Source organism: Luteimonas sp. MC1825, from assembly GCF_014764385.1.
Lineage (GTDB): Bacteria > Pseudomonadota > Gammaproteobacteria > Xanthomonadales > Xanthomonadaceae > Luteimonas.
In genome coordinates this window covers 58,050-83,667 of record NZ_CP061714.1, presented here as the reverse complement: position 1 = coordinate 83,667, position 25,618 = coordinate 58,050, and the positions used below count along the sequence as shown (strand labels likewise).

The 25,618-nt window shown below is 59.4% G+C and carries 23 protein-coding genes; all 23 read right to left on the bottom strand.

Features of this window, described 5'->3' with window-relative positions; translation table 11 throughout:
• Positions 1 to 52 precede the first annotated feature (52 nt).
• The gene (locus IDM46_RS00415; protein WP_223878087.1) at positions 53 to 889 is read right to left on the bottom strand and encodes an IS3 family transposase; all 837 of its coding nucleotides are present in this window, start codon (positions 887 to 889) and stop codon (positions 53 to 55) included.
• Complete coding sequence (locus IDM46_RS00410; RefSeq protein WP_182825521.1) at positions 859 to 1,215, bottom strand: transposase; 357 nt, start codon at positions 1,213 to 1,215, stop codon at positions 859 to 861. Before IDM46_RS00410 ends, IDM46_RS00415 begins: the two co-directional genes overlap by 31 nt.
• Before the next feature lie 73 nt (positions 1,216 to 1,288).
• Positions 1,289 to 1,714, bottom strand: a complete 426-nt coding sequence (locus IDM46_RS00405) for a hypothetical protein (RefSeq protein ID WP_185114488.1) — start codon at positions 1,712 to 1,714, stop codon at positions 1,289 to 1,291.
• 68 nt (positions 1,715 to 1,782) lie between these two features.
• Positions 1,783 to 2,226, bottom strand: coding sequence for a hypothetical protein (locus IDM46_RS00400; RefSeq protein WP_185114487.1), 444 nt, complete (start codon positions 2,224 to 2,226; stop codon positions 1,783 to 1,785).
• Positions 2,227 to 2,362: 136 nt separating this feature from the next.
• A complete protein-coding gene (locus IDM46_RS00395; RefSeq protein WP_185114486.1) occupies positions 2,363 to 2,884 on the bottom strand; it encodes a hypothetical protein in 522 nt (173 codons plus the stop codon).
• 161 nt (positions 2,885 to 3,045) lie between these two features.
• A complete protein-coding gene (locus tag IDM46_RS00390; protein WP_185114485.1) occupies positions 3,046 to 3,366 on the bottom strand; it encodes a hypothetical protein in 321 nt (106 codons plus the stop codon).
• Positions 3,367 to 3,489: 123 nt separating this feature from the next.
• Positions 3,490 to 4,116, bottom strand: coding sequence for a rhomboid family intramembrane serine protease (locus IDM46_RS00385; protein ID WP_221441753.1), 627 nt, complete (start codon positions 4,114 to 4,116; stop codon positions 3,490 to 3,492).
• Between the two features lie 151 nt (positions 4,117 to 4,267).
• Positions 4,268 to 4,654: an MAPEG family protein gene (locus IDM46_RS00380; RefSeq protein WP_185114484.1), complete on the bottom strand. Its 387-nt coding sequence runs from the start codon at positions 4,652 to 4,654 to the stop codon at positions 4,268 to 4,270.
• 85 nt (positions 4,655 to 4,739) lie between these two features.
• Entirely contained in the window at positions 4,740 to 5,510 is a 771-nt protein-coding gene (locus tag IDM46_RS00375) for a hypothetical protein (protein WP_185114483.1), read from the bottom strand.
• A gap of 1,722 nt (positions 5,511 to 7,232) precedes the next feature.
• Positions 7,233 to 7,490, bottom strand: a complete 258-nt coding sequence (locus IDM46_RS00370; protein WP_185114482.1) for a hypothetical protein — start codon at positions 7,488 to 7,490, stop codon at positions 7,233 to 7,235.
• A 1,442-nt stretch (positions 7,491 to 8,932) separates the two neighbouring features.
• Complete coding sequence (locus IDM46_RS00365; RefSeq protein WP_185114481.1) at positions 8,933 to 9,352, bottom strand: hypothetical protein; 420 nt, start codon at positions 9,350 to 9,352, stop codon at positions 8,933 to 8,935.
• A gap of 5,201 nt (positions 9,353 to 14,553) precedes the next feature.
• Entirely contained in the window at positions 14,554 to 15,219 is a 666-nt protein-coding gene (locus tag IDM46_RS00360; RefSeq protein WP_185114480.1) for a DUF998 domain-containing protein, read from the bottom strand.
• A gap of 130 nt (positions 15,220 to 15,349) precedes the next feature.
• Entirely contained in the window at positions 15,350 to 15,655 is a 306-nt protein-coding gene (locus tag IDM46_RS00355) for a putative quinol monooxygenase (RefSeq protein WP_185114479.1), read from the bottom strand.
• Positions 15,656 to 16,228: 573 nt separating this feature from the next.
• Entirely contained in the window at positions 16,229 to 16,573 is a 345-nt protein-coding gene (locus IDM46_RS13540) for a low molecular weight protein tyrosine phosphatase family protein (protein ID WP_223877984.1), read from the bottom strand.
• A gap of 119 nt (positions 16,574 to 16,692) precedes the next feature.
• Positions 16,693 to 17,007, bottom strand: a complete 315-nt coding sequence (locus IDM46_RS00350; RefSeq protein WP_185114478.1) for a hypothetical protein — start codon at positions 17,005 to 17,007, stop codon at positions 16,693 to 16,695.
• A 1,314-nt stretch (positions 17,008 to 18,321) separates the two neighbouring features.
• Positions 18,322 to 18,618, bottom strand: coding sequence for an addiction module antidote protein (locus tag IDM46_RS00340; protein ID WP_185114476.1), 297 nt, complete (start codon positions 18,616 to 18,618; stop codon positions 18,322 to 18,324).
• Between the two features lie 2 nt (positions 18,619 to 18,620).
• Positions 18,621 to 18,917 (bottom strand): type II toxin-antitoxin system RelE/ParE family toxin, encoded by a 297-nt coding sequence (locus IDM46_RS00335; RefSeq protein ID WP_185114475.1) that lies wholly within the window; start codon positions 18,915 to 18,917, stop codon positions 18,621 to 18,623.
• Positions 18,918 to 19,080: 163 nt separating this feature from the next.
• Positions 19,081 to 19,320 carry a hypothetical protein gene (locus IDM46_RS00330; protein WP_185114474.1) on the bottom strand — a complete coding sequence of 80 codons (240 nt, stop codon included), beginning with the start codon at positions 19,318 to 19,320 and terminating at the stop codon, positions 19,081 to 19,083.
• 1,213 nt (positions 19,321 to 20,533) lie between these two features.
• Entirely contained in the window at positions 20,534 to 20,848 is a 315-nt protein-coding gene (locus IDM46_RS00325; protein WP_185114473.1) for a hypothetical protein, read from the bottom strand.
• Positions 20,849 to 20,957: 109 nt separating this feature from the next.
• The gene (locus IDM46_RS00320) at positions 20,958 to 21,365 is read right to left on the bottom strand and encodes a hypothetical protein (protein WP_185114472.1); all 408 of its coding nucleotides are present in this window, start codon (positions 21,363 to 21,365) and stop codon (positions 20,958 to 20,960) included.
• A 579-nt stretch (positions 21,366 to 21,944) separates the two neighbouring features.
• Positions 21,945 to 22,199 carry a hypothetical protein gene (locus tag IDM46_RS00315; RefSeq protein ID WP_185114471.1) on the bottom strand — a complete coding sequence of 85 codons (255 nt, stop codon included), beginning with the start codon at positions 22,197 to 22,199 and terminating at the stop codon, positions 21,945 to 21,947.
• Positions 22,200 to 23,200: 1,001 nt separating this feature from the next.
• The gene (locus IDM46_RS00310) at positions 23,201 to 23,647 is read right to left on the bottom strand and encodes a hypothetical protein (RefSeq protein WP_185114470.1); all 447 of its coding nucleotides are present in this window, start codon (positions 23,645 to 23,647) and stop codon (positions 23,201 to 23,203) included.
• Between the two features lie 608 nt (positions 23,648 to 24,255).
• Complete coding sequence (locus IDM46_RS00305; protein WP_185114469.1) at positions 24,256 to 24,927, bottom strand: surface-adhesin E family protein; 672 nt, start codon at positions 24,925 to 24,927, stop codon at positions 24,256 to 24,258.
• Positions 24,928 to 25,618: the final 691 nt, after the last annotated feature.

Here is a 25,618-nt window from a genome sequence, read left to right as displayed (position 1 = left end):
GCAAGCTCTTCCTGCCATGGGGACTTCCTTCGATAAAGTGGACACCCGTTGGTTAGGCGCATCTGCGCTCGTAGTCGGCGGGTGCGGTGTAACCCAGCGCCGAGTGTAGGCGCTGGTGGTTGTAGAAGTCGACGTAGCCGCGGATGGCCGCGTGCAGGTCCTGGTCGCTGGCGAAGGTCTGTCGGTGATACATGTCGGACTTCATCGACTTGTTCCAGGACTCCATGTGCGCGTTATCGTTCATGCGCTTGGGGCGGTTGACCGATTGGGCGAGGCCGGCGCGCTGCACCTGGCGCTTGAAGTCGCCGGCAATGAACTCGATGCCGCGATCGCTGTGGAACACGGTGCCGTCTGCAGGCTTGCGCGTGCGCAGCGCGGCAGCCAGCGCACGGCGCGTCAGTGTCGTTGTTCGATCCTTGCCCAACGCCCATCCGAGCAGCCGTCGCGAGTGGCGATCCATGACGGTGGCCAGGTAGCGCCACTCGCCGCGCACTTTGAGATACGTCACGTCGGCCACCCAGACCTTGTCGATGGCGCTGACGTCCACCGCATGCGCACGACTCTCGACGCTGCCGAGGAACCGGGCAAGCCCCGGTCTCTGGCGATACTGCCTCGACGAGCAGGCCCGGACGCCTGTTTCCCGCATCAATCGCTCGACCCGACGCCGGCCAACTGGTTCGCCCGACTGCTGAAGGGCTGCATGCACACGCGGACTGCCATAGGTCTCGCGGCTCTGCGCATGGACGGTGCGAATCCGATCGATCAACGCTGCGTCGTCGTGAGCACGCTGGCTCGGCGGTCGCTGCTGCCACGCGTAGAAGCCGGAGGCGCTGACGCCGTAGAGCCGGCACATCGTTCTCACCGGACAGGCTTCCTGGTGGTGCGCGATGAAGGCGAAGACCTCGGCTTTCGAGCCGAAGTGAACGCGATGGCTTTCTTTAAAAGGTCATGCTCGACCTGCAGCCTTTCGTACTTCCGCTTCACTTCCCGCAGCGCCTTGAGCTCTGCGGCTACTGTCTTGTCCAGCTCCGTACCCTTGGTCACGATCACTCCCTCGCGGGCCAACTTGCGCCAACGAGACAACATGAAAGGGTGGATGTAAAGCGACTCGGCAACATCGGCGACGGAGACGCCGGGAAGCTCACTCAGGCGTACTGCGGTGGCCTTGAAGTGGTCTGTGTAGCGATAGGTTGTTCGGGGGCCTGGCGTAGGCATAAAGACACTCCTGATCGTTAGGTCAGGGTGTCCACTGAAGCGAAGGAACTACCGGTTCGGCTTGAATGAATTGTTAGACCGCATTGCCAAGCCCCTTTCTTGTCCAAAGCGATGCGCCGAACAGAACTGCACAGACGGCCAAATGAATTGCTTTTGGATTGATAGTTTGGAAGTTTACGAATAGCAGTGCATACATCAATAGAAATGCACCAATAAACTTCAATCCGAAGGATCTATGCCTCAGGGCTCCAAGGGCACCAACAGAAAGCACCAGTCCCATCAGTGCGATGTAGCTGACATATCCAGCCACAGAGACGGGAACTACTTGCTTGTTTCTGGATCTTTCCAGGAAATTGCCAATCTCTGTGATTGGCTCATGGAATGCTTGGAAGTCTATCAGCCCGATCTTTTGCCCGAGCAGTGCGCCGCCTACCCCAAGACGAATCAGTCCATAGCCTAGAAACAGTAATGAAATAACAAGGTACAGGGGCTTTCGCATAAGGCTCTCGTGCGGTCTAACACTTGAATTAAGCCGCGCCACGAAGTGGCGTCGGCTTGAATGAATGGTTAGGCACCAACCTTGCCACTGGGGGTCAGGGGCTTGGGCGGGACTAGAGCGCGCAACTCTGCGAAGTCGCCATTGGAGCGGGCAGCGACTTCCGACCATGCGCGCTCAAAAGCAGGACGCTTGAGGTTCGATGCGATGCCCTCAAGCCAGAACCGCCAAGTTCTGTCGGATACCCGACCGGACTGCTTAAGAAACGCTTGTTGATTGCACAGATCAAAGTACCTGTAGAACTCATCGAACTTGTCGATGTGCTCTGACTCACTGAGAGTCTCGCCAAGCAGCGCTTTGACCGGCAGAGTGACTGCAATATCACGGTACTCCTTGGCCAAGGAGTCCTCGAAGGTCGTGACAGCTTGTTTCTGCGACAGGACTAGCTGCCACGCAGCCACGATGACCGCGCAGGCCGTCGCAATGTTCGCCAGCGCGGAAAGAACCTCGAGCATCGATAGCTCCCCCATTGGTGCCTAACGCCTGAGTTAAGCCGAACTGCGTAGTGGAGGCAAAGGCATGGCAAGCTTTTCCTGCCATGACTTTGCTGTAACGAAGCGGTTTCGGCTTGAACGAATTGTTAGCCGCGTACTACAGCCCTGCGGCCGCGTCCCACACGTTTTCACGGCCGATCCGCTGCTCCCATGCCTGATATCGGGAGGCGAGCGGACGAGCATACTCCGGCAGCTCGTGGGCTGGCGGCTCGCTGACGAAGAACGGCATGCCTTCTTTGAACCAAGCGGGTGTCTGTTGCCTCCCCAGCAGACCGAGCTGCTGGGCTTGAAGCATGTGGATGTACTCATGCTCCACGATGTAAGGAACCCAAGACTCTGGCGGCAGAATTGCACCCCAATTGAACAGCGCAGCCCCACGCTCCATGCCCCCGCCGAAGGAGTGGTAGCACCGACGGGTGGAGCAGAACACCGTAACCGGAGCATCCTTTAGGGGAACCAGCTTGCGACCAACCTCAGCAACGGCAGCACGTTGCAGCGCCAGAGCTTCAGTGAGTCGTGACGGATCCTCGACGCATACTCGGTCCGCGCAGGTCACCCCGTTAAGAGCCGGCGCAAGAATTCGGACGGGCTTGAACGTGGCCCAGGCGATCGCCGGCATGGCGACCACCAAGGCAAGGGCAGCTAGCTTCAGTAAGCGTCGATTTCTCATCAGCGGCTAACGCCTAAGTTAAGCCGAGACGCGTAGTGGAGCAGAGCACATGGCAAGCTTTACCTGCCATGTGCTTTGCGTAACGAAGTGGCTTCGGCTTGAACGCATTGTTAGGCGCGCCCTGTGGATATGTCACGCGCGAACTCCTTAACGCCAGCTGCGGCAAGTTGTGCCCGCGCCTCCGGGTCCTCCGCCACAACGCGGCGAAGCGTATGAAACACGTAGGTGCGGCAGAGGCCTGGCCAAGCGACAAGCATGTAGAGCGCCCCGGCAACCAACCAGTCCGGACGGGCCAAAGGCTTCCAGTCGCTGAAGTGTGCGACGGCGGTGTAGCCAAGGATCGCCAACAGAACCCAGCGGAACCACGCCCAGAAGCGCGTGCCCCACAACACATTCTTGAAATGGCGAACTTCCGATTCGGTCAGTTTCACTTCACGCCTCCTTGCGGCCCCGTACTGCGCCTAACGCCTGAGTTAAGCCGAACCGCGAAGCGGTTTCGGCTTGAACGAATTGTTAGATGGGAGCACGGAGCGGCAATGAACACAAACTGCGGCTTACACGCCGCCAGCACGCGGAGGTGCGTGCTGCAATGCGTTGCTAGGCTGCCTGCAGTGCACAAAACCTGCAATGCCACCTATCAGCAGCGGCACCACATGTCCGGGCTTAGGGTATCCGGCATATATGAAGTCAAGAGCCAATGCAGGTATAAGCGAGAAGCAAAGAACTATTAGGAACGCTCTTGACTGGATAGCGCCTCTGAGGAACAAGGCGAGACCAAACGCGGCTATGCCTAGGACTGCTTGAGACGCGCCTGTTCCCAAATTCCACGGCGGTGTTACAAAGAGCGTGCCCACTAGAGTTCCGGTAACGCCGGCTATAAACCAAAGCAGAAAGAACATGAAGCCGTGGACGCGTCGCTCTAAAAAGAACCCTAGCAGGGCGAGTGACAGCACGTTAAACAGCATGTGCAATTGCTTGACGTGTATTAGCTGCGAGGCGAGTAACCGCCACAACTCAAGGTTCTCTAGGTGCGCGAATGTAACACCACCGTAGGGCTCTAACTGAGTGATTCTTACACTTCCCATCAGATTGCCACTCACGGCAAGCGCGACGCCCATGGAATAGATAAGGGTCGTCAGACAGATGATGATGGTGATGTATGGGATTTGAGTGCTTTTCATGGATTCCGGAGGGCTCCAAGCCGCTCGCAGTACGGCGCCTCGGACATCTAACGACTAAGTTAAGCCGACCCGCGCAGTGAAGCGGACCAGGTGGCAAGCTTTACCTGCCGCCTGGGCCGCGTAACGAAGCGGGTTCGGCTTGAACGCATTGTTAGGCCGCGCTGCCACGGATGATAGCGGCCAGCGAGCCAATGATCAGCGCGAGAATCGGCAGCATGGAGAGGGCGAAACCCAGAGCACGGCTAGCTGGCGCTGCCGTATAGCTACGCCAGTAGATAAGCCGGCCGGCCAAGTACACCGCGCCGGCAATGGCGACATAGGGTTGAGGCCAGTACTTTGCAGCAATGAACAAGGCCGGCAGGAAGGCGACCATGAGCTCTAGCGTGTTCATCTGCACGCGATACGCCCGCTCAAACATTTCATGCCCGGTGACGGCAGGAGCATTGACCCCGTAGCGGCCACGAGCGCGCCCCACCAGTACGCTGAAGAAGATGAGCTGGGTTACCGCGAGAACAGCCACTAGATCGACGTAGTTCATTCTTCCCCCTTGCCAAGAAGTGACCTTAGCGGCCTAACGCCTGAATTAAGCCGACCCGCGAAGCGGGTTCGGCTTGAATGAATTGTTAGGGGGTTGCCGGGACAAGGAGGTGCCACAGGTCAAACGCCCTTACGACAAATGTGAGAACTCCGCCAGCGACAATGACAAGACTAACGATCCAGTACTCTTTGGCCCATTCTGCTAGAACAGCCGGCGTGTACCCGTACTGCTCTGCCCATGATGAGTTCGTCTTGAGCTTCTTGCTGTTCGTGCGCTCGAATAGGTTGGCGAGAGTATCCACCTTCCGAAGCGTAGATTGGTGCAGACGAACGAACTCCTTGTTCTCAAAGGCATCCGCTTCCTGTACTCCTGTCAGAAAATCGCGATTGGTGATGTTGTTTTTGACAAGAAGCGTTTCAAGCCTCGGATGGCCGGTATATCCAACTCCATAGAGGTCTATGAGCGCCCGAGACAGATCAAACTTTTTGTCCTCAGCGATCATGATGGGTTGGCCGCCCAATACACGGTGCCGATGTTCTAAGGCAGCAAAGCCATAGTTGACGTCTCGCATGTTCCAGTGCAACCAGTTGAAGTGCTGCCTGCTCCGTAAGAATTCAAAGTAGCGATCAAGCATTTGACGCTCCAGATCATCGTAGTGATCCACAATCAGATCAAACGGAACTCTTTGCTCTTCTGCTATTTGGTGGATCGAGAACGAGTCCGTCTGGCCGGACGCCAAGTTTCTTACTGCTATGGACGTAATTCGAGGCGTTTTTCCGTCGTTCTTATCGTAGAAACTCTCGCAGGAATAGTGAATCACGAGAGTAGTGGACGCCTGCTCAAGGAGCGTGTCCATGCGTTGGACAACACTCTTGCGACGCTTTAGCCGTTTCAGTTCGCGACCCACTTGATCAACCCCCTAACGCCTGAATTAAGCCGCGCCGCGAAGCGGCGTCGGCTTGAATGAATTGTTAGGCATCACTTGCATCACCGAGAATCGAACATACCCTTGGCAATTGCTCGTTTATAAGCCTCTGACGTGAATCCAGGGCAGCGACGTTCGAGCTCGCGAATGATCTCATCGCACTCCTCCACAGGCTTAGCCTTCAAGTCAGCTATGTGCTCCCATTTCTTGTCCCATATTTCTTGGGCAAGCACACATGCCGCTGAATCAAGCTGTTGATGGAGATAGCGAGGATCTGTCATGTGATGCCTAACACCTAAGTTAAGCCGACCCGCGTAGTGGAGTGGACCAGGTGGCAAGCTTTACCTGCCGCCTGGGCCGCGTAACGAAGCGGGTTCGGCTTGAACGCATTGTTAGGCGGCAGCTGGCCCGGATGGTGCACTCCCCGACCCGGACAACCCGCAGCCCAAGCCCTGAGCCGAACACTACAACACCTTTGGCCAATCTGGCCGGGACGTCCGGACGCGCCTAGAAGCTGCCTGCGGCAGGCCTGCGCACCGTTGAGACGAGCGACTGCTCCCGAAGTTGGGGCCGCTTGGCAGCGCCAAATGCTTAAGGTCACGGTGTTGGTGCGGAGCCCGCTGCGGGCTCAGGCAGTGTTGAACGGAGCGACCCTTCGCGCTGGTGCGGACTATCCGAAGAGCAACCCGCGGCACACGACGGCGCTTGCGCAGTGACGCCTAACGCCTGAATTAAGCCGAGCCGCGAAGCGGCTTCGGCTTGAATGAATTGTTAGAGCCCACAGCGAGTGCGCGGCACGGTGCACTCGCTTGCAGGCCAGTCGCTTCGCCACCAACAATAGCTATCCGTTTCACTCTGCCGAAGCTCCCATGTGACGGGGTTGCCAGAACTGTCCTTACGGGACTCTCCGACCAAAGCGAGCTGCAATCCTGACGAGCTCCTGCCGAGCACCATGTAGGAGAACTGCTCTTGTAGCGACCGCCCGTCCGCGGTTCCTCCTTCCGGGTAGCGCACATGCATTGTTTCGCCGTGAGAGGAGAAGCTAATCCTGTGCGGGTTTGATTGGCAATCTGCCGCGTCCTCGCCCCAAGTGCCCGCGATGTCTCCGAGGCCCACTGTTGGTAAGGAGGGAGTAGTAGCGCAGCCAGCCAAAAGTGCGGACAACAGTACTGCGAGTGAAGTCGAAAGTTTCATGTGGGCTCTAACGCCTGAATTAAGCCGCGCCGCGAAGCGGTGTCGGCTTGAATGAGTTGTTAGGCGTAACTGTATCCGACGCCGAAGCCGGCACAAGCCCGCGCTCTTGCCGAAGCCCGTAACGAGCTTGCGGCAGAGCCCGGACCGCCGTGACAGAGATCTTTCCGGAGCCTGACCGACCGGTTGCGCGGCCAGAAGCCGCACCCGTATCCACCACTAAGCCGGCCCCGGACGCGGCAATCTTGGCTCGAGGTCGCGTGTGGCCGAAGCCGAGTTGCCTGACGACGCCGCTCACCGCGCGTGCGCAGTACACAGCGAAGAACCAGAAGCTACGACAAGGCGAGCTGGCACACGACTCCAAAACAACAGCTACTGCGGAGCTATGAGCGCCTAACGCCTGAATTAAGCCGCGCCGCGAAGCGGTGTCGGCTTGAATGAATTGTTAGGCGCGCACACGACCTACATGAACCAGCTAAACGGGCGTGTGATCACCTTGTTGTCTATCCGAAGCGTCGCCTCTTCCCCTTTAACATCGAGGGTGAACGAACCCGGCTCTTGTCCAGAATTCTGCTGCACGAACTCGATGAACAAGATGCGCTTCTGAACGTCGAATGTAACCGTGTTGAAGTTGCCATAAAGATGTACGCCACCTGGCGCACGGGGCGTGCGGACATTGAGGCTCGCAACCACCGGCTCAGTGTCGTGACCAATCTCCATGGAGATTGAGTATCCGTCACCACCGAATCCGAGAGACGTCGTTGCAAGCAAAGACGATGCCCAGAGGAGCACGGAACAAAAAACCATCAGTCTGACGAGTTGCATATGCGCGCCTAACACCCAAGTTAAGCCGAGACGCGTAGTGGAGCAAAGCACATGGCAAGCTGTACCTGCCATGTGCTTTGCGTAACGAAGCGGATTCGGCTTGAACGCATTGTTAGGCTTGGTTTGACGGTGAGAGAGGCGTCTTTTGTGTTTGTACCAGCCATACGTCTCCACCACTATCGGTTTCTACGACGCCGCTGATGAGCAAGGGAAGCCACCCTTTCGCCCCCTTCTTGCCATGTTCGGTAGGTGACACAGCGACCGGCACGATGGCCTTTGCGCTTCTCTTCCCGGCGAGTACGAGGTCGACGTGCTGCTGCCAACGAACATGACCGCGTCTCGGATTTTCAAGAAGACTCTTAGGATTGTAGTGGCGTCCGCTAGTCCTCAGAGCGTACCGTTTGAACTCGCCACTCTCATCCCGCTCCCATTGAGCGTCCCAAGCGTCAAAGACGATGGAATCCCCTAGGTCATGGGACCAGGAGGACCTTGACGCATGGCTCGTATGACCGAGTGCTGCGAGAAGGTGCTTGCGTCGCTGCAGAGATGGTTTTGGCATGCAACGTCCTCACGATCTGAGCCTAACACCTAAGTTAAGCCGCGCCGCAGCGGGGCGTGAAGCACATGGCAAGCTACACCTGCCATGTGGTTTGCGACCCGATGCGGTGTCGGCTTGAACGCATTGTTAGGCCCAGCCGCCGCCGCTGTCACTAGGAGAGCTCGGCGTCGACTTCCCGGCCCTATCCGGCCGTCGGCTGGATGCAGCGAGCGCAGCAGCAGCACCCAGAGCGATACCCACCCCCATGCCCAGGACGAGTTGACCAAGGACAATGCCGAGTGCCGCGCCGATTGCGACCCCAAAGATTATTCCCGCGCCTATCGTTCGACGCCTCTGCTCGTTGCCGCTCTTCCACATGGCCGTGCATCTCCCAGCGGGCCTAACGCCTAAGTTAAGCCGACCCGCGCAGTGGAGTGGACCAGGTGGCAAGCTTTACCTGCCGCCTGGGCCGCGTAACGAAGCGGGTTCGGCTTGAACGCATTGTTAGGCGGCACCTGGTTTGCTGCCGCCAGCGATGTGCCAGATTACGCCAACGCAGACGCTCAGTAGACCGATACCGAACGCCACCGCAGCGGACCCCGGAGTTTGACCGGTCAAGTAGTAGACCCCAAGAGCTACGACGATACCCACAGCGGTTGGAATGACTATCCGACGCACGAGCAGTAGGTCTAGCCAGCTCCCCGCCAGGTCAAACAGATCGATCGCCATAGATCTCCCCAGTGCCGCCTAACGCCTGAATTAAGCCGCGCCGCGAAGCGGTGTCGGCTTGAATGAATTGTTAGGCCACATTGCGGGATGCATGACGCGCACGGCTTAACAAAGTTGTGACAACTAACATCGCCAGAATTCCTGCGAGAACTGCTGCGGCTAGAGCCAAGAACTCCCCCGTCTCAACAGCGAACAGAATAGCAATCAATGTACCGACACCTAATGCTGCTTTAGACACAAGAACACGATGCGTTGGGGCAATCCCTGCTGCGGTCAGAACGATGAGGAAAGCCGACAGTGCGACACCAAAGCAGAACACGGCCTGCTCGGCTGCCGGGTACCAACTTGCCTCACAGAATCCTGAAACCACGAGTTCGGGCGGGCACAGGGCTGCAACAGAACTGCGTACATAAAGTGCGATAAACAAGGCGAAGTAGAAGGCCGCGACACATGCGGGAATTATTGCGAGCCAGCGGAGCACCTGAATCATGTGGCCTAACACCAGAGTTAAGCCGCGCTGCAGCGGGGCGTGAAGCACATGGCAAGCTGTATCTGCCATGTGGTTTGCGCCCCGATGTGGCGTCGGCTTGAACGACTCGTTAGGCCGCCGTTCCCTGGCACCTGCGCCCGACATGCGGCGGCCCAACCCCTGAGGCGAACAGTACAACAAGCGCCGTGTCTGGTGCTGCTGAAACGCACCATGCGCGCGGCCAAGAACTCTCACCGCGCACTGCCCGAAGCCGACCCGGCAGGTCGAATCTTGCGAAGAGTCGCGCCTGTCCGAAGCCGAGGTGCTGCAGGGCCGACTGCCGATGCCTGGACCGCGCGTGCGAGGTGCAAACGCTCTGGATAAGCGAGGCGCTACGGATTGCCTGGAACCCAGCAGCAACAGTGCGGGAAACAAGGCCTAACACCTAAGTTAAGCCGCGCCGCAGCGGGGCGTGAAGCACATGGCAAGCTGTACCTGCCATGTGGTTTGCGCCCCGATGCGGTGTCGGCTTGAACGCATTGTTAGGCCGCAGCACGTTCACTGACCGAGACCCCGCAGGATGGGCAGTGATTGAGCCTTGGCCTGAACGGACCAAGTGGAACAAGCTTGTGTAGAGATAACCACAGCCCAGCGTGACAACGCGGACAGCGCGATGCCCGGTGCAAATAGCCGAACGCAGCGAGCATGACGGCAATGACGCCGAAGCCAACTAAAACTGCAATTTGCGGCGGCACTGTGACCATAGCGATGAGTCCCACCAACCAAACGGCAAGGACAGCGACAATGAAGTTCCGCTGTGCTTTTGCCAATGTGTCACGGATAGTCATCTGCGGCCTAACACCAGAGTTAAGCCGCGCTGCAGCGGGGCGTGAAGCACATGGCAAGCTGTATCTGCCATGTGGTTTGCGCCCCGATGTGGCGTCGGCTTGAACGACTCGTTAGGCCGCCGCTGCCCGGCACCCCGCCGAACTTGCTGCAGCCCAACCCCCGAACCGAAACACTACAACAACTTGGCGCAGCTGGGCCCTGCTTTTGGGCTACGAAGCGCGAACTACAGCGCGGCCGAAGAGCCTCACCAGGATCTGTCCGAAGCCGACTCGGCAGGTCAAATCTTGCGGAGGGTCGCGCCGGTCCGAAGCCGAGGTGTCGCAGGCGATTCTGCCGATGCCACTCACCGCGCGTGCGAGGCGCCAACAGTGACGGATGAGCGGCAAACCCTATGCGACCGATGATGTTGATCCGGCAGTGCGGCGAACAAGGCCTAACACCAGAGTTAAGCCGAGACGCGCAGTGGAGCGAAGCACATGGCAAGCTTTATCTGCCATGTGGTTTGCGTAACGAAGCGGCTTCGGCTTGAACGACTTGTTAGGCGGCAGCTGGCCCGGATGGTGAACGTGCGACCCGGACAACCCGCAACCCAACTCCTGAGCCAGACACTACAACACCTAGAGCCAATCTAGCCACGGCATCCGGTAGTGCGGGAAAGCCGCGTGCGGCAGGCCTGCGTACTGCTGAGGCGAGCGACTGTTGCCGAAGCTGAGATTGCTCGGGAGCGCCAAGCTCATCGAGTTGGGGTGCTGGAACAGAGCCCGTTGCTCGGCCAGGCGATGCTCGACGAAGCGACCGTTTGCACTCGCGTTGACTGTCCGAAGAGCAACTCGCGACACACGACGGCGCTTGCCCAGTGACGCCTAACACCAGAGTTAAGCCGAGACGCGTAGTGGAGCGAAACACATGGCAAGCTTTACCTGCCATGTGTTTTGCGTAACGAAGCGGCTTCGGCTTGAACGACTTGTTAGGCCGCCGCACGCCGAACTTGCATCCGACATTGCGACAGCCCAACCCCTGCGCCGAACAGTACAACAAGTCTGGCCGCGGCCTGAGGCCGGCACCTGCCGGGGCCAAAGCCGAAACCACCGACTCGTGCGGCCAAGAACTCTCACTGCGCCCCGTCCGAAGCTGACTCGGCCAGTCGAATCTTGCGGGGAGTCGCGCCAGTCCGAAACCGAGGTGCTGCAGGACTGACAGCCGATGCCTGCACCGCGCGTGCGAGGTGCAAACGCTACGGAAAAAGCGAGCCGCTACAGACCGCCTGGACCCCTGCAACAACAGTGCGGTAAACAAGGCCTAACACCAGAGTTAAGCCGAGACGCGCAGTGGAGCGAAGCACATGGCAAGCTTTACCTGCCATGTGGTTTGCGGAACGAAGCGGCTTCGGCTTGAACGACTTGTTAGGCCGCCGCACGCCGAGCTTGCGCCCGACCCTGCAACAGCCCAACCCCTGAGCCGAACAGTACAACAAGTCTTGCCGCGCGGCCTGAGGCTGGCGCTTGCCGGGGCCGAAGCCAAAACCAGCGACTCGCGCGGCCAAGAACTCTCACTGCGCCCTGTCCGAAGCCGACTCGGCCGATCGAATCTTGCGGAGAAGTCGCGCCTGTCCGAAGCCGAGGTGCTGCAGGACTGACTGCCAACACCTGCACCGCGCGTGCGAGGTGCAAACGCTGCGGATAAGCGATGAGCTAGAGATTGCCTAGAACCCGGCAACAACAGTGCGGGAAACAAGGCCTAACACTTAAGTTAAGCCGCGCCGCGCAGTGGAGCCGAGCACATGGCAAGCTTTCTTTGCCATGTGGTTGGCGTAACGAAGCGGCGTCGGCTTGAACGCATAGTTAGGCCGCACTCTGGAATCTTTCAGCCCCGAGCGCAAGCCAGACGGCTACGAACAGACAAGCGACTGTTGCTCCGCCAAGAAGCAGCAGAGCGAGACCCGGTAAGCGGTACGAAGTGTAGCCACCGAGCAGGAAAGCGAACGGCAGGAGAAGAAGCCTGTTTCCTGCCCAGCGATGGAGCGCCACAGGATCCGATACGCGAGTGTAATCAACGACATTGAGTGGCTTGGAGGTGCCAGCGAAGCGCACAGCCAGAGCCACTGCTAGCAGGATCGGCACGAGAGCGAACTGGACGATTACGAGGATGGCTGCCATGCGGCCTAACGCCTGAATTAAGCCGCGCCGCGAAGCGGCGTCGGCTTGAATGAATTGTTAGGCGGCAGTTCGGACCGCCACTGGCTAATCATCAACTCCATCAAGATCGTTCCACGCGCTTTTCGAGCTGCGCGTGCCTACCCGGGCAAGCCAGGCCGCCTCGTCTGCAGCATCATAGCGCTCGTAGCTCCATAGCTGCGCCGCGGCAATGGCGCACAGGACAACTGACCCGACCGCTACCCAGTAGATCCAGGAAGGGGCAGCACCGACCATGGGCCTCGCTGCGATGACGGCGATGCAACCGATAAGGGGCACGGCACCGACACAGAAGCCTGCCCGCCAGAATGCGCGACGTGACGCCATCGGCCTAGCGGCTTTTGCCGGCTCCGGTTCCATTGCAATCTCCCTGCCGCCTAACACCAGAGTTAAGCCGTGCCGCAGCGGGGCGTGAAGCGCATGGCAAGCTGTACCTGCCATGTGATTTGCGCCCCGATGTGGCATCGGCTTGAACGACTCGTTAGGCCGCCGTTCCCTGGCACCTGCGCCCGACGTGCGGCAGCCCAACCCCTGAGGCGAACAGTACAACAAGCGCCGTGCTTGGTGCTGCCGAAACGCACCCTGCGCGCGGCCAAGAACTTTCACCGCACACTGTCCGAAGCCGAACCGGCAGGTCGAATCTTGCGAAGAGTCGCGCCGGGCCGAAGCCGAGGTGCTGCAGGGCTGACTGCTGATGCCTGCACCGCGCGTGCGAGGTGCAAACGCTGCGGACAAGCGAGGCGCTACAGATTGCCTGGAACCCGGCAACAACAGTGCGGGAAACAAGGCCTAACACCAAAATTAAGCCGTGCCGCGAAGCGGCATCGGCTTGAATGATTTGTTAGGGCGCACCTGACGGGTAGCCGACAGCGTAAGGAGGGCCACAACGGCGCGCCACCTCCGGATAGTTCCTCTGTACATGCTCGTCCGAAGCGTCCCCTCCACCGAATTTAGCAAGAACGTTGAATCTTGCGGTCTCTCCTGTGTAGATGTTCTGGATGGACAGCCCCGACTTATCGCGCACCAACTCTATACCGTGATACCACAGGACGGTTGTGTCCAACTGCCCATCGAGTGAGCGAACCTTTACACATCCATCCGCGACTACGAGAGTGCCTTCGAAAGCTGCCGTCAGCCAAACTTCTTCAAGCCCAGGAGGCGGGGAAGCTAGCTGAGGAAAGAATGGTCGCGGATACTCCGGTTGGCTATGAGCACACCCGAAGAGGAGCAAAGCGACAAAGCAGAAAGGTGCGAGATTCTTCATGTGCGCCCTAACACTTAAGTTAAGCCGACCCGCGCAGTGGAGTGGACCAGGTGGCAAGCTTTACCTGCCGCCTGGGCCGCGTAACGAAGCGGGTTCGGCTTGAACGCATCGTTAGGCGCCACTGTAGCCGAAGCCGAGGCCAGAACAACGCCGGGAACTAGCCGAAGCCCAAGACGGGCTTGCCACGGCACACGCACCACCGAAACGGAAATGTTGCCGAAGCCGGACCTGCTGAACGCGTGGCCTGGAAGCCTCACCGGAAACTCTCCGAAGACCAATGCGGATCCAACAATCTTGCGTGAGGCCACGCGTAGCCGAAGCCGAGATGCTAGACGACGCCACCACCGCGCGTACGAAATGCACAACGGAACACCGAAGCTGCAACAGCGCCGACTGCAACGGACACTTGAATTGCTAACAACCGCGGCTCTCGTGAGCGCCTAACGCCTGAGTTAAGCCGCGCTGCGTAGTGAAGCGAACACATGGCAAGCTTTACCTGCCATGTGGCTCGCGTAACGAAGCGGCGTCGGCTTGAACGAATTGTTGGACGCCAACTCTATCCGAAGCCGGCGCGCTTGCCACCTGCGGCACTGCAACCCGAAGACGGTGCCGCAAGTGAGCCGGAACCTCCGGCCCGTTCTCTCCGAAGCCGAGAATATGCGGCCTCGCGGCCACGAAGTCTCACCGTGAACTGTCCTAGTGCGACCGCCTGGACGAAGCACGGCGCGGATGGAGTAAACGGACAATCCGAAGCTACCGAAGCAACGCAGTACTGTCTCAATCGCGCGCGAGACGTTTCAACGAAGCTCTCTCACGCGCTGGAACGTCACGACCGTGCGCTCTGATGCTCGTGCGAAGCCGAATGTGCGGCTACCCAAGAACAATGATGTGCAAGCTCTTAGCGGCCAACACCTGAATTAAGCCGCGCCGCGAAGCGGTGTCGGCTTGAATGAATTGTTAGGTGTGACCTGCGCATCCTGCCGGACAACGTGCCACGCGATGAGCAGAAGCGACAAGGCCAGAAATGCGTCCGCCGTGCGCTGTAATGCTCCACGTATGGATGCGACGTCAGGGGAGAGCATAAGAACGAAAAAGATAGCGAAGGCTGCACCAGCCAGGCGAAGGAAGTAGCGCCGGTAAGCTGGCGAATCTGCGAGTGGCGGAGCAAATGACAGCAAAATGAGCCCGAGGCCGGAAGCGAAGTAGGCAACGACGCCCTGTAGGTTGTGCAGCTCTTGGGAGGCCGAACCTTCAAGCGGGCAGCCTGCGTCACAGGGGGCAAAAGCGACCGCGACCAGTGTTAGGGGCTGCGCCCAGAGCAAGAACCAACCCAGCCGGCTTACGCCACGAACCTGCGCATGCGGCCCAGCAGCCCACAAGAATGCACCGAACAGGATCCCGAGCGGGATAAAGCCGAAGTACCCAAGTTCTTGGGCCCACGCAGTACCAGCGGCGTTGAGCTCGCTGATGAAATGGCTGACGCTGGAGTAGCCGGGCTTGATTGTGGCACCGACTGCGTAGAACGCCAGCCCAAACAGCACCACACAAACGGCGAGCATGCGGGCTAGCTTTACTCGATTCATGGGTAGGGGAATCCTTTCAGTCACACCTAACACCTAAGTTAAGCCGAGACGCATAGTGGAGCAAAGCACATGGCAAGCTGTACCTGCCATGTGCTTTGCGGAACGAAGCGGCTTCGGCTTGAACGCATTGTTAGGCACCACCGACAAGATGCCAAAAAGAGATATCCGGTGGCCCTGCGAGGAAGGCCCCGGCGCTCTTGATGAAGGTTTGTATGTGCGGCTGTTGCATGTGTGGCCCCAGGAAGATTTCTTGGCTTGGCCAATGCTCGATCAGTGTGAAGCGCGTTGGGTCACTTGCCTCTTGGAGCATGGTGATGCCGCCGCAATCTGGCTCAACGGCTTGGACAGTGGCAATGAGACCGCCGATCTCACGCTTAGCCGTGTCCACATGCCCAGGAAGCGAACGATAGCTGACAAGTACGACTGCTCCGCCCATACGACGCTCCGAACTGGTTGGTGTGGTGCCTAACACCTAAGTTAAGCCGACCCGCGCAGTGGAGCGGACCAGGTGGCAAGCTGTACCTGCCGCCTGGGCCGCGTAACGAAGCGGGTTCGGCTTGAACGCATTGTTAGGCCTTTGTGCCATGCGGCCCTCACGGCTGCGCAGAAGGACAGGTGGTTGCGGCCATGGAGTACGACGTGAGTACCCAAGCCTTCCCGGACCGCCGATACGAGTAGTTGCGGCTTGCTCCGTCATTGCAGATCTCGAATGACAGGACTGCGCCCTCAGGCGCACGCAACTCTGCCACTGGCTCGGTGCAGTTGACACGCTCGCACTTAGGGAACGAATCAGAGTCCGTCGGCCCTGGGTTCTTGGGCTGACTGGCGCAGGCGCTCAAACCCACGAGTGCAGTTAGAAGGACGGCAAGTCGCATAGAACTCTCCTCAAAGGCCTAACGCCTGAGTTAAGCCGCGCCGCGCAGTGAAGCGAAGCACATGGCAAGCTTTACCTGCCATGTGGTTTGCGTAACGAAGCGGCGTCGGCTTGAACGAATTGTTAGGCCGCAGACTAAGCTGCGCCCCTGCGAGCCGGCAAGTAGCGCGGAACCTTTTGCTGGAGCAGCCGGACGAGCTCCGGCGCCATGTACTCGTATTGGTCTGGAATGCCCAGGACCGCCACGCGCTTGCCCCGCAGCTCAGGCTGGAACTTGGCCGCAACCTTCACCCGGTGCGCGGACTCCATAACGAGCACTGTGTCTGCCCAGGCGATCAGCTCAGCCGAGACTGGACAGTCCGCGTCGTTGCCCGTCCCGGCGGAAGCTGTCCCGACTCCCGGCCAGTCTGCGAACACCTGCTCCGCGGTCGGGCTGCGAAGACGGTTCTTGCCACAGACAAATAGCACGTTGTGCGTCAAAGCATCACCTGCGGCCTAACACCTAAGTTAAGCCGACCCGCGTAGTGGAGCGGACCACATGGCAAGCTTTCTCTGCCATGTGGGCCGCGTAACGAAGCGGGTTCGGCTTGAACGCATGGTTAGGCCGCACTCTGGAATCTTTCAGCCCCGAGCGCAAGCCAGACGGCTACGCAGAGACAGACGACTGTTGCTGCGCCAAGAATCACCAGAGCGAGCGCCGGGAAGGCGTACGAGGTGTAGCCGCCGACCAAGAACACGAGCGGCAGCACAAGAAGCCTGTTACCTGCCCAGCGATGAAGCGCCACAGGATCCGACACGCGAGCGTAATCAACCACGTTGAGTGGCTTTGCGGTGCCGGCGAAGCGCACGGCCAGAGCCACCACCAGCAGGATCGGCACAAGCACGAACTGGACGATTGCGAGGACCGTTGCCATGCGGCCTAACACCTAAGTTAAGCCGAGTTGCGAAGCAACTTCGGCTTGAACGCATTGTTAGGCCGCCGCAGCCCTTACCTGACCTGCGATAGCCCAACACCCGAGCGGAAACACTACAACAACTCTTGGCCGGGAGCTTGGGCTTTCTGCGATCGGAGCCGGATGCACCGAGCGCGCGGCCAAGAACTCTCATAGCGCCATTTCCGAAGCCGACCCGGCAGGTCAAATCTTGCGGGTAGTCGCGCGTGTCCGGAGCCGAGGTGCTTCAGGGCCGACTGCCGATGCCTCCCACCGCGCGTGCGAGGTGCCCACCGCAACGACGAAGCGGCATGAACCAGGTTGCGGGAAAGCACTGCTACAACAGAGCGGGGAACAAGGCCTAACACCAGAGTTAAGCCGTGCCGCGAAGCGGCATCGGCTTGAACGACTCGTTAGGCCGCCGTTCCCTGGCACCTGCGCCCGACGTGCGGCAGCCCAACCCCTGAGGTGAACAGTACAACAAGCGCCGTGTCTGGTGCTGCCGAAACGCACCATGCGCGCGGCCAAGAACTCTCACCGCGCACTGCCCGAAACCGACCCGGCAGGTCGAATCTTGCGAACAGTCGCGCCCGTCCGAAGCCGAGGTGTTTCAGGGCTGACTGCCGATGCCTGCACCGCGCGTGCGAAGTGCAAACGCAGCGGATAAGCGATGCGCTACGGATCGCCTGGAACCCGGCAACAACAGTGCGGGAAACAAGGCCTAACACCCAAGTTAAGCCGAGACGCGTAGTGGAGCAAAGTACATGGCAAGCTGTATCTGCCATGTGCTTTGTGGAACGAAGCGGCTTCGGCTTGAACTCATTGTTAGGCCCCAACTCAGCGAGCTTGGAAGTTTAGAACCAGCAAGCGCTGGAATGCACGAGGATCCCGTGGCAGTGGCAGCGGCGACGATCGCTGAACAGCTGCGCGGATCGATTGCTCCAGCGCATCATCTCCACACGGTTGTCTGAACTCTGCTGCTTCTACAGTACCGGCAAGCGATATCGTGAGATAGATACGGCAAGTCGCTACGGGCGCAGACCGGGGGGCTGGCCGCGACCAGTTGCTCAGAACTCTCTCCTGCACGGAAGCGGCCCACTCGGCTGACGCTGTGAGCTCAGCCGCGCGGACAACATTGGTTCCCCAAGCCAAGAAGAGTAGGAGCAACAACGCGACAGTCTTCATTTGGGGCCTAACACCTAAGTTAAGCCGACCCGCGCAGTGGAGTGGACCAGGTGGCAAGCTTTATCTGCCGCCTGGGCCGCGTAACGAAGCGGGTTCGGCTTGAACGCATTGTTAGGCCTGGCTTGCATGAGCTGGCGTTGTATGCAGCTCAACGCCAAGCGCACGAACCAGCTTAAGTACAGTGTCGTAGCGTGGCTTTGCGCCCGGGGCCAACGCCTTGTACAGGCTCTCACGACCAAGTCCGGTGTCCTTGGCCAGCTTGCTCATACCTCGAGCCTTTGCAACGTCAGCGATTGCCTGAAGAAAGACGTTGGGATTCTCATCTTCCAACGCAGCGTTCAGGTACTCAGCAATGACAATGTCGTTGTCGAGATAGTCGGCGGCATCAAAAGCGGCGATGTTCTTCATGGTCAGTTCTCCAGACTCTTGAGGAGAGTCTTGGCTTTCAGGATGTCCTTCGGCTGGGACGACTTGTCTCCCGCGCAGAGCAGCAAATAGGTGACGTCGCCGCGGCGGCAGTAGTACAAACGATATCCAGGGCCGACGTGAATCCGCATCTCGGAGATGCCGTCACCCACCGGGGCACAGTCACCGAAGTTGCCCGCCTCTGCGGAGCGGATGCGCGCCGCGATGCGAGCTGTTGCTATCGGATCCCGTAGCCCTTTCAGCCACGCGTCGAACTCCGACGTGCGAAGGAATATGCTCATGACGCACCGTATCCCTTCGGATACGTACTGTCAAGCTGCGACGATGCCTGGTGTCAGGCCTAACACTTAAGTTAAGCCGCGCCGCGCAGTGGAGCCGGCCACATGGCAAGCTGTCTTTGCCATGTGGTTGGCGTAACGAAGCGGTGTCGGCTTGAACGCATAGTTAGGCCTCACTTGCGACAGAGCGCTGTGGCACCAGCACCGCGATTGCGCTACGTGTTGCGGCCAGCTCCGCAGAAATGCGGGCCAGCTCATTATTAGTCTTCTTTGACTCAGCGATGATCTCGGCGAGCTTGTCTTTTGTGCCGAAGATCGCGAACGGCAGCAAGAACCAAAGCAGCGCAAGGACGAACAAGAAGAGAACAACGACGAGACCGAAGCCCCCGGTCATAAGCTCAGACATACCAACCCCCTCCCCTGGTGGGTAAAGCTGTACAACTACCACATGCCGTGATGCTTCGTGAGGCCTAACACCTAAGTTAAGCCGAGACGCGTAGTGGAGCGGACCAGGTGGCAAGCTTTACCTGCCGCCTGGACCGCGTAGCGAAGCGGCTTCGGCTTGAACGCATTGTTAGGCCGCCGCAGCCCGCACCGACCTGCGATGGCCCAACTCCTGAGCGAAACACTACAACAAGTCTTGGCCGGACGTTTGGGCTCGGCCCGCTCGGAGCCCGACGTACCGAGCGCGCGGCCAAGAACTCTCACAGCGCCCTTTCCGAAGCCGACTCGGCCGGTCGAATCTTGCGGAGAGTCGCGCCTGTCCGAAGCCGAGGTGTTGCAGGGCTGACTGCCGATGCCTGTACCGCGCGTGCGAGGTGCAAACGCTGCGGATGAGCGAGGCGCTACAGATTGCCTGGAACCCGGCAACAACAGTGCGGGAAACAAGGCCTAACGCCTAAGTTAAGCCGAGACGCGCAGTGGAGCGAAGCACATGGCAAGCTTTACCTGCCATGTGGTTTGCGTAACGAAGCGGCTTCGGCTTGAACGCATTGTTAGGCCGCCACCGCGGGATGCCAGGGAACGATGATCATTGGAGTGACCTCCACATAAAACTGGAGAGCAAGAATTCCGTTGCTGGAGGAGCCTCACCAGGCCAAATAACTGCAACGGCTCCGGTAGACGGTGCGGTCACAACAGTCCAGTCGTTGCCCGCCCGATCCCTGAGCGAGATGCCGCAATCCGATCTCACACCAGCCTCTGACGCAGTCCCGATGCTGATGGAGGCTACCTCCAAGTCATTGAGGATCATGTTCTCCCTAGCGAACTCCCCGGGCAGGGGCCGGGCCAGGGTCCGCTCCACTCTAAGCGACCCCATCTCATGTCCTGACTCCGTCATTGTCGGGACACCGCGCACCGTCCAAACCGTACCGTCCAGCCAGATCAGCTCTAGATGCCAGGTGCAATCGGATGACTGCGCCGCCGGCCACGCGATGCGTGAGACCTTGCTGCCGCAGCAGCTGGCCAAGTCTCTGCTAGTAAGTCCGGCAAGCTGGATCGGAAGGTACATGCGGCCTAACACCTAAGTTAAGCCGACCCGCGTAGTGGAGCGGACCACATGGCAAGCTTTCTCTGCCATGTGGGCCGCGTAACGAAGCGGGTTCGGCTTGAACGCATAGTTAGGCCGCACTCTGGAATCTTTCAGCCCCGAGCGCAAGCCAGACGGCTACGCAGAGACAGACGACTGTTGCTGCGCCAAGAATCACCAGAGCGAGCGCCGGGAAGGCGTACGAGGTGTAGCCGCCGACCAAGAACACGAGCGGCAGCACAAGAAGCCTGTTACCTGCCCAGCGATGAAGCGCCACAGGATCCGACACGCGAGCGTAATCAACCACGTTGAGCGGCGTTGCGTTGCCAGCGAAGCGCACGGCCAGAGCCACCACCAGCAGGATCGGCACAAGCACGAACTGGACGATTGCGAGGACGGCTGCCATGCGGCCTAACACCAGAGTTAAGCCGCGCTGCGTAGGGGCGTGAAGCACATGGCAAGCTTTACCTGCCATGTGGTTTGCGCCCCGAAGCGGCGTCGGCTTGAACGACTTGTTAGGCCGCACCCGCGCGGCGGAACTTGGCAAACACGGATGCCCCTAACCCCCAAAGCAAAGTAAAACATGCGGCCGCGAAGACCGCCACGCTGAAGGCGAGCCAAGCTGCACCGAGCTCGCTGCCGAAGTTGAGTTGCGGGTTGCCGGCCAGCAGCACCGATACGGGGAGCCAAAACACTGCGCCCGCTAGCGCAACGAGAGCGGCGGTACGCCGGGCTGTGCCGCGCAAGCTGAGAGCGGTAGACGCTACCGCCATGGCACAAAGGCCTAGTGCGACCAACAAGTTTCCAAGCGGCAGGCCACCAGGCAAAGATGCTTCGAGATAGGGGGCGCCACGGAGAAGTGACAGGAGCACGAAAGCTGCAAACACGAGTAGCACCGCAACGGTGATGCTCTTGCTGGTCATGTTTGCCACGACCTCAATCTGCGGCCTAACGCCAGAGTTAAGCCGAGACGCGCAGTGGAGCGAAGCACATGGCAAGCTTTACCTGCCATGTGGTTTGCGTAACGAAGCGGCTTCGGCTTGAACGACTTGTTAGGCCGCTGCTGCCGGCACCCGCGCCGAACACACTGCAGCCCAACCCCTGAGCCGAACAGTACAACAAGTCTTGGCGAGCAGCTTGGGCTGGCACTTGCGTCGACCAGGGCCGAGCCGATTGGCTCGCGCGGCCAAGAGCTCTCACTGCGCTTTTGCCGAAGCCAACTCGGAAGGTCCAATCTCGCGGAGAGTCGCGCCTGTCCGGAGCCGAGGTGCTTCAGGATTGGCTGCCGATGCTCTTACCGCGCGTGCGAGGTGCAAACGCCCCGGACTAGCGAGGCGCTACAGGTCACTTGGAACTCGGCGACGACAGTGCGGGACACAAGGCCTAACACCTAAGTTAAGCCGAACCGCGTAGTGGAGCAAAGCACATGGCAAGCTGTACCTGCCATGTGGTTTGCGGAACGAAGCGGTTTCGGCTTGAACGCATTGTTAGGCGGCTGCCCATCACTGCGCTGCATTCCCAGCGGGTTCTACGATGGACTCCATGCCATCCTCCCGGATGATCCGCAGCAGCTCGTCCAAGGCGGCCTGATCCGTGGCGAACAGATCGTCCCAAACGGTCGAAGTGTTGGATGCATCAACCACTTCGAGTGTCCAGTCGGTGTCCGGCCCGCGATAGATCTCAACGCGTACGGTGTGCCCGTTGTCAGTAATGGACTGGCAGAGCGGGGACATTACAAGTTCGTAGTCGTCTTCCATCGTTGTCTCAATTTGGGGCGTGGTTGCTCAGCCGCCTAACGCCAGAGTTAAGCCGAGACGCGCAGTGGAGCGAAGCACATGGCAAGCTTTACCTGCCATGTGGTTTGCGGAACGAAGCGGCTTCGGCTTGAACGACTTGTTAGGCCGCCGCACGCCGAGCTTGCGCCCGACCCTGCAACAGCCCAACCCCTGAGCCGAACAGTACAACAAGTCTTGCCGCGCGGCCTGAGGCTGGCGCTTGCCGGGGCCGAAGCCAAAACCAGCGACTCGCGCGGCCAAGAACTCTCACTGCGCCCTGTCCGAAGCCGACTCGGCCGATCGAATCTTGCGGAGAAGTCGCGCCTGTCCGAAGCCGAGGTGCTGCAGGACTGACTGCCGACACCTGCACCGCGCGTGCGAGGTGCAAACGCTGCGGATAAGCGATGAGCTAGAGATTGCCTAGAACCCGGCAACAACAGTGCGGGAAACAAGGCCTAACACCTAAGTTAAGCCGCGCCGCGCAGTGGAGCCGACCGCATGGCAAGCTTTCTTTGCCATGTGGTTGGCGTAACGAAGCGGTGTCGGCTTGAACGCATAGTTAGGCCGCACTCTGGAATCTTTCAGCGCCGAGTGCAAGCCAGACGGCAACGCAAAGACACGCGACTGTTGCCCCGCCAAGAAGCAGCAGGGCCAGCCCGGGAAAGCGGTACGAAGCAAAGCCGCCTATCAGGAAAGCCGCTGGCATGAGAAGAAGTCGGTTTCCTGCCCAGCGATGCAGAGCCACAGGGTCAGCCACGCGAGCGTAATCAACGACGTTGAGTGGCTTTGAGACGCCGGCGAAGCGCACAGCCAGAGCCACCGCTAGCAGGATCGGCACGAGAGCGAACTGGACGATTGCGAGGACGGCTGCCATGCGGCCTAACACCTAAGTTAAGCCGAGACGCGTAGTGGAGCGAAGCACATGGCAAGCTGTACCTGCCATGTGCTTTGCGTAACGAAGCGGCTTCGGCTTGAACGCATTGTTAGGCCGCGCCGCCCGACAGCCTGCCCCAAGACTGCCGAAGGCCCACAAAGTGGACGATGCCGATCAGCAGGCAGATTGAAGAGCTTACTACCCAGAACGTCATGCTGTTTCCTGGGAAGTACGCCATGGTCGGCACGAATGCGACGCCCCGGACAATGTAGATGGCCGTGATTGCGGAGAGGGCAGTACGCAGCAGCGGCAGCTTGCGAATCACGCCGGCGCCGGACAGAGCGTAAGCACTCCAAGCAGCAAGGACGCCGGCCATGGCCAGGGTGACGACGGTGGGATACCAGTGGCCGGCCAAGTGCAGCTGTGCCATTTGCTCTCCGGCGCCCAAGAGCCGAAACAGCGGAGCGCCCACTGCCAGACACGCCAGATGCATCAGCGCTGCGATCCCGCTAAGGGCAGCGCCGACTACCAGAAGCTTGTTGGTTGGACTGGCCATGTAGCTCCCCAGCGGCCTAACGCCTGAGTTAAGCCGCGCTGCGTAGGGGCGTGAAGCACATGGCAAGCTTTATCTGCCATGTGGTTTGCGCCCCGAAGCGGCGTCGGCTTGAACGATTTGTTGGACGCCAACTCTATCCGAAGCCGGCTCACTTGCCACCAAGCCCACAGCAACCCGAAGCCGGCACCACGAACGTGCCCAAAACCACACGATGCTGCTGCCAAAGCCGAAGAAGCCCGGCCACGCGGCCGAGAACTCTCATTGTGGACCGTCCGAGTGCGACTGCCTGGGCGAAGCGCAGCCCCGATGGAGAAAAACGGACGCCCCGAAGCCAGCGAAGCTCGGCCACAGAACCTGCATCGCGGACGAGACGTCTCAACGAAGCTCTCTCACGCGCCGAGAACACCACGACCGTGCGCTCTAATGCTGGCGCGAAGCCGGATGCATGGCCTGCCATGAACTACGATCTGCGTGCTCTGAGCGGCTAACGCCAGAGTTAAGCCGAGACGCGTAGTGGAGCGAAACACATGGCAAGCTTTACCTGCCATGTGTTTTGCGTAACGAAGCGGCTTCGGCTTGAACGAATTGTTAGGCCGCGAACTGGAGCGCTAGAACAACTTCTCGGTTTTGCGCTCACACTGGCCGTTGAATAGCGCGGGAAACGATCTGGAACCAAATGAAATGGAGCCGGAGTAGCGATTGAGTGTGTAGATGTTGGTGTCCGTTGCCCAGAAAACGCGTGTGTCAGAAACGTCAGCAGGCCAGCCATTAGCTGTGGAGGTGCGATAGTCCAAGTTGACTGTAAAGTCGAATTTTGTTTCGCCATTGCCATCTGAAACTGGGCAGACGAGCACGACAGGGGATGCTTTCTGGCTTTTCGACGAGTGAGGCAGGTCGCAAAGATTGGTTGCAATGGTGTCATTAACCGAGCTTGGCTTGATCTGAGCATGTTCTGGTCTACCCGAGAGACTCTGGACTACATCATGGCCATCTATGTCGGCGTACTCGACAGATCTGAGGGCAGCTGCAGTTCTTTGCTCGCAGTTGAAGTTCCAGAGAATCCTAGCCGATCTAGAGGGCTTGCCCTGAACTTCCTGTGGCACTGAATGAACGTACTTTGCCCAAATTTCAACCGTTGGGCCGACTCTGCTTAATGAGTCAACGTCAGCATAGATAACAGAGGCGTCGCTGCGCGCAATCTCTACCCAAGTGGCAGCGTGAGCAGCACTAGAAGCGAGTAGCAGCCCGAAAAGTGGAAGCACGGAAATGCTGACTTTCATTTGAGACTCCCAGAACTTTCAGAGCGGCCTAACGCCTAAGTTAAGCCGAGACGCGTAGTGGAGCGAACCACATGGCAAGCTTTTCCTGCCATGTGGTTTGCGTAACGAAGCGGCTTCGGCTTGAACGCATTGTTAGGCCGCCACCGCGGGATGCCAAGGAGCGATGATCATTGGAGGGCCTTCCACATAAAGCTGGACAGCATGAATTCCGTTGCTGGAGGAGCCTTGCCGGGCCAAATAACTGCAACGGCTCCGGTTGCCGGTGCGGTCACAATAGTCCATTCGTTTCCGGCCCGATCGCTGAGCGAGATGCCGCAATCGGATCTGACACCGGCCTCTGACGCAGTCCCGATGCTGATGGAGGCTACCTCCAGATCATTGAGGATCACGTCCTCCCTAACGAACTCCCCCGGCAGGAGACTAGCCAGGGTCCGCTCCACTCTAAGCGACCCCATCTCATGTCCTGACTCCGTCATTGTCGGAACACCGCGCACCGTCCAAGCCGTGCCGTCCAGCCAGATAAGTTCTAGATGCCACGTGCGATCGGATGACTGTGCCGCCGGCCACGCAATACGTGAGACCTTGCTGCCGCAGCAGCTAGCTAGGTCTTTGGTCGTAAGTCCGGCAAGCTGGATCGGAAGGTACATGCGGCCTAACGCCAGAGTTAAGCCGAGACGCGCAGTGGAGCGAA

Bases quoted from the DNA above. Each gene is read 5' to 3' on its own strand.
- IDM46_RS00335 (WP_185114475.1), bottom strand. From the start codon at position 18,917: ATGAGCATATTCCTTCGCACGTCGGAGTTCGACGCGTGGCTGAAAGGG.
- IDM46_RS00400 (WP_185114487.1), bottom strand. From the start codon at position 2,226: ATGCTCGAGGTTCTTTCCGCGCTGGCGAACATTGCGACGGCCTGCGCG.
- IDM46_RS00315 (WP_185114471.1), bottom strand. From the start codon at position 22,199: ATGGAAGACGACTACGAACTTGTAATGTCCCCGCTCTGCCAGTCCATT.
- IDM46_RS00355 (WP_185114479.1), bottom strand. From the start codon at position 15,655: ATGGGCGGAGCAGTCGTACTTGTCAGCTATCGTTCGCTTCCTGGGCAT.
- IDM46_RS00350 (WP_185114478.1), bottom strand. From the start codon at position 17,007: ATGGCAACGGTCCTCGCAATCGTCCAGTTCGTGCTTGTGCCGATCCTG.
- IDM46_RS00330 (WP_185114474.1), bottom strand. From the start codon at position 19,320: ATGTCTGAGCTTATGACCGGGGGCTTCGGTCTCGTCGTTGTTCTCTTC.
- IDM46_RS00340 (WP_185114476.1), bottom strand. From the start codon at position 18,618: ATGAAGAACATCGCCGCTTTTGATGCCGCCGACTATCTCGACAACGAC.
- IDM46_RS00380 (WP_185114484.1), bottom strand. From the start codon at position 4,654: ATGAACTACGTCGATCTAGTGGCTGTTCTCGCGGTAACCCAGCTCATC.
- IDM46_RS00305 (WP_185114469.1), bottom strand. From the start codon at position 24,927: ATGAAAGTCAGCATTTCCGTGCTTCCACTTTTCGGGCTGCTACTCGCT.
- IDM46_RS00325 (WP_185114473.1), bottom strand. From the start codon at position 20,848: ATGGCAGCCGTCCTCGCAATCGTCCAGTTCGTGCTTGTGCCGATCCTG.
- IDM46_RS00410 (WP_182825521.1), bottom strand. From the start codon at position 1,215: ATGCCTACGCCAGGCCCCCGAACAACCTATCGCTACACAGACCACTTC.
- IDM46_RS00310 (WP_185114470.1), bottom strand. From the start codon at position 23,647: ATGGCCAGTCCAACCAACAAGCTTCTGGTAGTCGGCGCTGCCCTTAGC.
- IDM46_RS00360 (WP_185114480.1), bottom strand. From the start codon at position 15,219: ATGAATCGAGTAAAGCTAGCCCGCATGCTCGCCGTTTGTGTGGTGCTG.
- IDM46_RS00405 (WP_185114488.1), bottom strand. From the start codon at position 1,714: ATGCGAAAGCCCCTGTACCTTGTTATTTCATTACTGTTTCTAGGCTAT.
- IDM46_RS00385 (WP_221441753.1), bottom strand. From the start codon at position 4,116: ATGAAAAGCACTCAAATCCCATACATCACCATCATCATCTGTCTGACG.
- IDM46_RS00365 (WP_185114481.1), bottom strand. From the start codon at position 9,352: ATGATTCAGGTGCTCCGCTGGCTCGCAATAATTCCCGCATGTGTCGCG.
- IDM46_RS00320 (WP_185114472.1), bottom strand. From the start codon at position 21,365: ATGACCAGCAAGAGCATCACCGTTGCGGTGCTACTCGTGTTTGCAGCT.
- IDM46_RS00395 (WP_185114486.1), bottom strand. From the start codon at position 2,884: ATGCCGGCGATCGCCTGGGCCACGTTCAAGCCCGTCCGAATTCTTGCG.
- IDM46_RS00375 (WP_185114483.1), bottom strand. From the start codon at position 5,510: ATGGACACGCTCCTTGAGCAGGCGTCCACTACTCTCGTGATTCACTAT.
- IDM46_RS00370 (WP_185114482.1), bottom strand. From the start codon at position 7,490: ATGGAGATTGGTCACGACACTGAGCCGGTGGTTGCGAGCCTCAATGTC.